Genomic DNA, 8,183 nt, shown 5'->3' with positions numbered 1-8,183 from the left:
TCCCGTTGATTTTCAAAATCGCCGGTGGCAGAACGAGAATTTTTACCCCCGACAGTGAACATGTAGAATATACTCCAGTTCAGCTGGCTCTTGCCCGGGCTTTCCGCTGGCAGAAAATGATTGATGAAGGAAAATTTTCCAACATCAAAGATCTGGCAGCAACCATCGGAGTTGATTCAGGGCATATTTCCCGGACGATTCGCCTGACACTCCTCTCCCCAAAGATCATTCATAAACTCCTCTCCGGCGAACTTGACCTTTCCTGGGATAGTTGCCGCCGGAGTTTTCCCGACTCATGGGCGGAACAGGAAAAGATGTTTCACGATTAATTCTGAAATCACAATCCCCTCTGCCTCTCTTTTAGATTGATCAGAAAAGGGATTGATTTTTCCAAAATACTATCCTTTCTTCAAATAATATCCCTGCAAACAAAACGGAGCAAGTTCTTTCCTTGCAAAGATCTTGCTCCGTTTTGTTTTTTGAGTAAGGTCGTTTGTTCTGAAAAAACGAATTTCGCAAAACTCGAAAAATTCTCTAAATCAAAAAGACTTTTGTTATGAATTGGGCGAATAGAGTACCGACCTCTGGATTTTTCGAACACATGTCCTTTGCTGGCATATTTTGTTTTATTCGTTGATTACCAGCATGTTACTTTAATAAAAGATTACAAAATGAATGTATGGCAGAGAAAAATTGACGATCAAAGGTCGGTTTTTCGACGTGTGCTTCCTCCAAAAAATGCTCTCCAGACCAAAAGACCGGTCTTTTACTCCCCCGGAGAATTTACCGGGAGAGGGTCTGAAACACACCTTCATAAGAGAAAAGTGGAGATTCTCCGCTGTCTGGGAAATGGGGTGTTGAGCTCAAATTTACCCCCGAAATGAAAAAACCGACCAGAAGACCGGTCGGCGGAGAATTTTCAAAATGGTCGGGGTGAGAGGATTTGAACCTCCGGCCTCTGCGTCCCGAACGCAGCGCTCTAGCCAGACTGAGCCACACCCCGTAGCGGTTTTATTAATATAGAACGTTTCCAGATAAATGCAAGCGCTGAATCCCGGAACTTTTCCCCTATCTTGCAATTTGTTTTCAGAAATCTGGCTGAAAACCCGCTCCGAGCCCTTTGCAATCTGCTCAAAACCATATTTCACCGGAACGACCGCCTGGTTCAAACGAATTCTCCCTTTCGCCTGACCAGCCTGACCGGATGATCGCCTGACTCGTTTCCTCTCGAAATTTCACGATGAAACGTTCCCCGGACTTGTATTTCAAAAAATCGCGTTTATAATAAATCCGGAGGACATCCCGTCCCCCGCAATGATAAGGAGTCGAAACATGGACCAGAATGAACTTACCCAGACTGTTCGGGAGATGATTGCCGCCACTTCCTGCTGCAAAGAACTCAAGGAGGCCGGTCAGAACTGGATCGCCGCCGCAGATGCCGACGCGAAAAAAGCCGCTGGAGCCATCCTGCTGCAGGAAATCCGTGAGAGTATTTCCACCATCGATCACGTGATCGAATTTTTCGAGTCCCCGCAGGGAATTCAGATCTTCGGCGCGGAACGGGCCAAAGCGATGGTCGCCCATGCCCGCGAAGTCAAGGCGCAGGGCGGAAAATGGTGCGACTGCCCCGCCTGCGCCGCTGGACTCAAAATCCTTGACCATGCATCACTGCTGCTCGGATAAAATGCAAAAAGGCGGGAATTCCGCCGGAGAGAGGGCAGTTCCCTCCGTGAAGTTCCCGCCTGCCGTCCGTACCCGGATCCATCAAGCGATCCGGGCCGGAAGACACTTCAGTGCTTTTTGTATCCGCACTTCGGACAGACGCCGTCAACCAGCGCCACCCCGCAGAGCGGACAGCGATCAACCGTACCCGTCGGCTTGTACTCCTGGGTCGCAGCGTTGACTCCGCTCGTGAACGTCAACTTCGCGATGTTGAGCTTATCTTTCAGCAGATCGTAGACGATCTTGATCATTCCCTCGACCGTCATCGTCTCTTTGGTCACAACCAGCCGGCATTCCGGATAGGCGGTGGCCAGTTCGGTCTTGAACGCCGCTCCTCTCATTTTGTTGGAGGGGGCGCCGTTGCGGATTCCCTGCTTCTCGTATACGTCGAGAATCGCGGGAAGCAGCGGATCATCCTCGCGCAGGACGAGCGCATGATCGAAGTTTTTCAGCACATCCCACGCCACTTTCTGGATCTCATTGCACGGGAACACCATGTTGACGCCCGGATTGACAGTGTCCTCCACTTCGATCGTCAGCACGCCGGTGTGGCCGTGCAGATACTGAGCTTCGCCCTGGAACTTGTAGAACCGGTGCGCGTACTGCAGTTCGATTCTGGTGATGCTTCTCATGATGTTCCTCCTGGTTGGTTTGGGGTTGGAGATGTTGTTTGTTTCACCATACGGGCCGGGCCCGTTTCATCACTTTCCCGCGCACTCGTTGCAGAAGCCGACGAGCCGAAGTTCCTTATGAATCACTTTCCCCGACTGAGTTCCGTTTGGGATCGCCACCCCCTCCGGCCAGTCGAAATCCATGATTTTCCCGCATTTCGTGCAGATGAAGTGACCATGCGCATCCGTGCGTGAATCGTACCGCGCATTGTCGATGTGATTGAGTCGCCGGATGATCTCCTTTTCCGCAAATTCGTTCAATATCCGGTAGACGCTCTCGCGCGAAATCGTCGGAAGCGATTCCCGGACCGCCGCCCAGACCGTATCCACGTCAGGATGGTCGAGATTCCCTTTCAGAAACTCATACACCGCCATCCGCTGCGATGTGCACTTCCAACCGATTCGCCGGCACATCTCAGCAAATTCCGGATCTGTTTCGATGCTCTTCATCATTGAGTCCACCTAATTGTATCTTATCTGTAGATAAATGTAACAGATATTTAGAGAATATCAAGTCCCTGCATGAAAAAAATCGGAAAATTTTTTGCGGGCTGGATCGCGCTACTTTTCTGTTTTGACGAAGCGGAAGAAGTAGTCCGCGGCCTCCGGGGCCATGTTACCGGGGGCTTCCCCCTCCGCGAGCGGGAGTTTGTGGCGTGGGTTGAAAAATTCCACGATCCGGAAACCGCAGCAGTTGACGTAGAAGTGGATGTTGCGTTTTTCAAAATAGGGGGTGAACGTCTCCCACTCGGCCGTGTCGGGATAGAGCCTTTCAAGCGAGTTCCAGATTCTCCGGCCGATGCCGCGGCTCTGTGTCCCCGCTCTGACAAAAAGGAGTTCGAGTTCGTTGTGGCGGGTTTTGCGGTCGATCTTTACGACGGCTCCGCCCGCCATGACGCCGCCGACCCGGGCCGCGTAGGCGACCGCCCCCTCGGCGTTCAGCGAGCGGTCGATGTCCTCTTCCGGCAGGATCGGTTCGGCGCAGGGACCGAATTCCGCCTCGTAACCGAGCTGGAATGCCCGTTGCATTTCCCGTTTGAATTCCGGCAGTTCCGTGTTTTCGAGCGGAGTCAGCATGAAGGCGTCAGGCATATTGTTTCTCCAAGGTTTTCGTTTTTCCCCGGTATCGCTTCATGCCGAACCAGAAGTAGAGCAGCAGCATCATCAGCAGAATGCGCGAGACCGGCATCGCGAGCCACACGCCATCCATGCCGAACCAGAGCGGCAGCGTGAAAATGCACAACGGCAGTGCTGCGAACGAGTCTCCGTAGATCAGCAGCGAGGATTTGACGATCGCTCCGGTCGACTGGTAGTAGAACGCCGCCACCCGGATCACACCCAGCAGCAGGAACGCCGGCGCCGACAGCAGGATGCCGCGCATTGCCAGATCCCGCGCTTCGCCGTCGGCGAGCCCCATCCATCCCGGAATGAATTTGTGCATGGCAAAAGAGAATCCCACCAGTGCGACTCCCGAGAGAAACGCGAAGCCGTACCCATAGTTGCCGAACCGGTTCTGCCGTTTGCGTTTCCCCGCGCCGTACATCGAGGCCGACAGCGGCTGGACGCCCCCCGCGATGCCGGTCATGAACATCGAGCCGAGCGCTTCGAGCGAGGAGATGACCGTGTAGGCTGCGAGCCCGTCGATGCCTCCGTAGCGCAGCGACTGCGCGTTGTGCATGTAGAGCATCGCGATGATCGAGAGCATGTTGCCGAAGATCGGCAGTCCGGTCACGGTGATTGCGGCGATTTCGCTCCAGACCGGACGGAACATCTCCCGGGAAAAACGCAGGCGTGTCAGCGGCGAGAGAAAATAGAGTGTGCCCAGCACGCAGGCGCCGCCCTGGCTTACGACCGTCGCGATCGCCGCGCCGACCGCCCCGAATCCGAGCAGAAAGACGAATACCCAGTCAAGCGCGATATTGCAGAGAAGCCCCGTTACCATCAGCAGCATGGAGAGCGTCGGGTGCCCGTCGTTGCGGATCACCTCGAGACAGACCGACATGAAAACCGAAAACACCATCCCTCCGGTCAGGACCTGCGCATACCGCAGCGAGACCGGCATGAGTTCCTCCGTTGCGCCGAGCGCCGCGAGAAGCGGACGCAGAACCGGGAACGTCAGCAGCGTCAGCAGTAAGCTCCATGCAAACGCCAGAAACAGTGTCCGCGCGAAGATCCGCTGTTCGCGGTCGGAATCGTCCGCCCCGCGACTCTGCGCGATCAGCACCGCGCCGCCCGAGCCGACCAGAAACCCGAACGCCTGCAGCAGCATGACTACGGGCCACGTGACCGCCGCCGCCGCGAGCGCGTTTTTCCCTCCTGAAAGTCCGATGAAAATCGCGTCGACGATCGCGAACGATCCGCCGATGAGCGCGCCGAAAACCGATGGCGCCACGTATTTCCAGAACAACCGCTGATCGTTACGCATCGTCGCCGACTTTCTGATTCAAAGCGTTGTGAAAACTCTTCGCATAAAACTCCAGTGCCTCGACGAACTCCGGCGGGAAGTGCGCGAGCGTCTCCCGCATCGCTTCCTCTTCCGCCGCATGAATCTCCGCGAGGATCAGGTCCGCGAACTCCCGCCCCCGCGGCGTGAACCGCAGAATGCATTCGCGCCGTTTCCCCGGAATCGGCTCGAGCGTGATGTAACCGGCATTTCTGCATTCGGTTACGATGGTGTTGATCGTCGAAAGCGGCAGCAGCCACTCATTGTGCAGCTTGCTCTGGGAGAGGTTCTCGTCGTTGGCCAGCGCATACAGCAGCACCACGATGTTCGGCTTCACCGCGAGTGACCGCCCCTTGACCAGATAGGCGTGATCGATCACATTCGTCGCATCGACCAGTTTTTTGATCCGATTCCGCATAGATTCCTCATATTTTAAATCCGAATTCGTATTTCAATAATATACTACGAATTCGTATTTTTACAAGCGGAGACGGGAATCGTCGTTATCGGAGGAACTGCAGTTGAAATGCGGGTTTTGCCGTCTCGAGTTCACGCATGGAGAACGGCAGCGTGAGTTCATAGACGGTACCGGCCGGGGTGCGTTCGGGCAGGGCCGCGGCGTCGGCGAAGAAGAAACTCCGGAAGTAGCCCGTGTCTTCGGAGAACAGCAGTTGCAGATGAATGCGGGCAAACCCGGGCAGCGGACGCAGCAGCCGGAAGACGATGCGGGTCGTCTCTCCATCCGGCAGGATCGACGCCGTGAAATAACGGACTCCTCTCTCATCCTCAACCGGGAACGTTCGCGCGCCAGAAGGTGTGCGGGTCGCGCTGCCGGCGGCGGATTCCGGAGTTGTTTTCTCCGGATCGCTTCCGCGTCGGAAGAGAAAGAGCGTGCGTCCGTCCTCGAGCAGTCGTGTCTGAAGCAGATGCAGATCCGGGTCGCTCAGGAACTTCCGGTGTTTTTTGAGTGGAATCCCCATCGGGTCCTCCCCGATGTGGTAGGTGAGGAATTTCCCCTCGGGCCGTTCTTCGCCGTAAAGCGGATTCCGGAAGAGAAGCTGCGGCGCGACCGAGAGTCCCGCCGAGACCGGCTCTCCCGGGGGAATCTGCTGTTCCATTGCGGCGACGGCATCTCGCACGTCGGAAAAGTAGGCGAGCCGTTCAAGGTTGTTTTTCCCGTAGAAGCTCTCCGCGAAAAAGAGATGGGCGAAGAGTGCGCAGCCGACGGTTCCGGCGGTCATTGCCAGGCGCGTATTCTGCCGCCGGGCGCCGGTGAGTTGCCAGCGCAGCAGCCGGGCGGGCCGGCTTTCTGCCTTGACGCGGCGCACGCCGAGCACCAGGGCGATGGCGAACATCGCGATGGTTTCGACCTGATACTGGTGAACGAGATTCACGATCGCCTCGCTGCCGCGGATAAAGTTGAAGCCGATCAGAATCGCCCCCGCTCCGAGCAGCCACGGCCGGTTCAGCGCCCCCGGGAAGAACGGCAGCAGGAGCAGCAGTACGAACTGCAGATTCTTGACCCGGAAAACCTGCCCCCAGAATTCCGCCGGGCGCGTGAAAGGCGAGAGCAGGATATCCCCGATCCCGTTGCCGAGCTGTCCGAACTGGCCGTAGAAGATGTAATCTCCGCCCGCAAAATGGGGAATCAGCACTTTCATCCCGAGCAGAAACCACGCCGCACCGATCACGCCGTAAAGAATGCCGTCGCGCCTCCGTTTTTCGATGAAACTCACAATCCCCCAGCCGAGCCAGAAGATTCCGACCGTCTCCTTGAGCGTCAGCGAAAAGAGAAACACGAGGAATGCGAGGCGATAACGTTTTGCCTCATACAGCAGATAGAAGCAGAAAAAGACCGGAATGAAAAAGACGATCGCATTGATTCCGTAAAAGACCGTCAGATTCAAATTCGACACCGACGGACAGAGCAGCCATACCAGCCCGAAAGCCGCCGCATACGGGCGGGAAAATCCGCGCTGCCGCGCGAAGAAATAGAGCAGCCCCGCGCTTCCCCAGAGCGCCAGCGCACCCGACACGAACACCGTGTTGACCGACGGCAGCAATCCGTAGAACGGGGCGAGCAGAAAGAAGTATCCCGGCATGAAGTGCCCCTCCGAAAAATTCGGGGTGGGCCAGGTCCCCTGCATGATGCCGCCGTGGAATGTGCGCCACGCGGTCTGGGCGTAGACCCCCCAGTCGAGCATGGTCAGGAACATCCGGTCGTATGCGTAACGGGAGGCGAAGATGCCGAGTCCGATCATGAGGACCCCGGCCGCGGCGAAGAAGAACGGCAGACGCCGGAGATATTTTTGCGCCGTTTCGCCGTCGAAAGCGCCGAGCATCGCCGCACGGTAGATCGTGAGTCCCGCCGCGGCCGCATAGGCGATCGGCAGATTGATCGAGAGCGCGAACGGCAGAAACGGCAGCGTGAGCAGAAACGGCGCAAACACTTCGAGCACCGTGCGTGCCCGCAGTTTGAGCAGCAGCAGTTCAAAGAGAAGAACGCAGCCGATGAGCGGCACCGGTCCGGGCCAATCTTCGCCGAGAACCGTGAAGTGCACCATATCGGTTCCGGCAAGACCGAAGAACACGCGGGCGGAAGCCGCCCCGGTGATGGCGAGCAGAAGCATGGCGGCGAGCGGCAGCAGCGGATGCCCGGAGGCATTCCGTTCCGGCGCGGTCGTCGGACTCCGCTTCATTTGCGCAACTGCTCCACAAGGTCGACGAGCCGTTCCCGCACATGGCCGAGCAGTTCGATGGTCAGCGTCACATGAGAAATCAGCGACCGCTGCAGTTCGCAGATCCGCTGAAGCCCGCCGACGAGCTCGTTGAGATCGGCGATCGCCCGTTTGCCGAGGCTGATCTTGAGTCCACGGGCCGTCTCTTCGTCGGTGTCGACGAAGTCCGCCACGCGCGCGAGGAGTTTGCCGAACGCGCAGACGATGCCGAGCCCGTGCAGATCGAGGTTGGAGCGCAGGAGGGAAGCGCAGCAGACGTTCCACTCGGTTGCGAGGCGATCGATTTCGTCAATGACCTCGGCTCCGGGATGGCGTCGCTGAGGATCGCCGGGCTCTTCGTCGTCCTCGTCGTCCTCGTCGGGTTTCTGCCAGAACCGCAAGGTGTCAGGATCGCCGCCGGTCGGGACAAGATCGGGATGAGAGAGCAAATTGCTGAAGATCATATCCTCTTCTCCCGGCAGATCGAGGCAGCCGGGCAGCTCGCGGAAATAGCAGCTGATCCGCCGTTCATCGCGGCGTATCTCCCGTTCCCACTGATATTCGTTCCAGTTTTCCTCGTTTCGTCTGTACTCTGCCATAATGCGCCTCCTTTCCCGGAGTCAGCCGGTT

At 57.1% G+C, this 8,183-nt stretch carries 9 protein-coding genes and 1 tRNA gene; 2 read left to right on the top strand and 8 right to left on the bottom strand.

All coding sequences use genetic code 11. From position 1 onward, the window contains the following. A partial coding sequence (locus tag Q0J85_RS08140) for a hypothetical protein (RefSeq protein WP_294480164.1) occupies positions 1–329 on the top strand: 329 nt, incomplete at its 5' end. Between the two features lie 596 nt (positions 330–925). Here the strand turns inward: Q0J85_RS08140 and Q0J85_RS08135 are convergent. After that, positions 926–1,003 (bottom strand) — tRNA-Pro (locus Q0J85_RS08135). Between the two features lie 329 nt (positions 1,004–1,332). On the opposite strand from Q0J85_RS08135, the gene Q0J85_RS08130 reads away from it, so the two are divergent. Continuing rightward, positions 1,333–1,683, top strand: a complete 351-nt coding sequence (locus tag Q0J85_RS08130) for a hypothetical protein (protein ID WP_294480162.1) — start codon at positions 1,333–1,335, stop codon at positions 1,681–1,683. A 107-nt stretch (positions 1,684–1,790) separates the two neighbouring features. On the opposite strand, the gene Q0J85_RS08125 is transcribed toward Q0J85_RS08130, so the two are convergent. The 7 genes from Q0J85_RS08125 to Q0J85_RS08095 all read right to left on the bottom strand — a co-directional run bounded on the left by Q0J85_RS08125 (position 1,791) and on the right by Q0J85_RS08095 (position 8,152). Continuing rightward, entirely contained in the window at positions 1,791–2,354 is a 564-nt protein-coding gene (locus Q0J85_RS08125) for a 6-carboxytetrahydropterin synthase (protein ID WP_294480157.1), read from the bottom strand. Between the two features lie 69 nt (positions 2,355–2,423). Next, on the bottom strand, positions 2,424–2,846 hold the full coding sequence (locus Q0J85_RS08120; RefSeq protein ID WP_294480154.1) for a Fur family transcriptional regulator: 423 nt from the start codon (positions 2,844–2,846) through the stop codon (positions 2,424–2,426). A gap of 108 nt (positions 2,847–2,954) precedes the next feature. Further along, the gene (locus Q0J85_RS08115) at positions 2,955–3,485 is read right to left on the bottom strand and encodes a GNAT family N-acetyltransferase (protein ID WP_294480149.1); all 531 of its coding nucleotides are present in this window, start codon (positions 3,483–3,485) and stop codon (positions 2,955–2,957) included. Continuing rightward, positions 3,478–4,818 (bottom strand): MATE family efflux transporter, encoded by a 1,341-nt coding sequence (locus tag Q0J85_RS08110; protein ID WP_294480148.1) that lies wholly within the window; start codon positions 4,816–4,818, stop codon positions 3,478–3,480. Before Q0J85_RS08110 ends, Q0J85_RS08115 begins: the two co-directional genes overlap by 8 nt. Next, entirely contained in the window at positions 4,811–5,254 is a 444-nt protein-coding gene (locus Q0J85_RS08105; RefSeq protein ID WP_294480146.1) for a MarR family winged helix-turn-helix transcriptional regulator, read from the bottom strand. The genes Q0J85_RS08110 and Q0J85_RS08105 overlap by 8 nt, the downstream gene beginning before the upstream one ends. A gap of 85 nt (positions 5,255–5,339) precedes the next feature. Further along, positions 5,340–7,535 carry a DUF2079 domain-containing protein gene (locus Q0J85_RS08100; RefSeq protein WP_294480144.1) on the bottom strand — a complete coding sequence of 732 codons (2,196 nt, stop codon included), beginning with the start codon at positions 7,533–7,535 and terminating at the stop codon, positions 5,340–5,342. Then, complete coding sequence (locus Q0J85_RS08095) at positions 7,532–8,152, bottom strand: hypothetical protein (RefSeq protein ID WP_294480140.1); 621 nt, start codon at positions 8,150–8,152, stop codon at positions 7,532–7,534. Before Q0J85_RS08095 ends, Q0J85_RS08100 begins: the two co-directional genes overlap by 4 nt. Positions 8,153–8,183 lie beyond the last annotated feature (31 nt).

Source organism: uncultured Victivallis sp., assembly GCA_944389935.1.
Classification (GTDB): domain Bacteria; phylum Verrucomicrobiota; class Lentisphaeria; order Victivallales; family Victivallaceae; genus Victivallis.
Note: the sequence above shows the minus strand (reverse complement) of the source record. Positions and strands in the feature narration are given on the sequence as shown.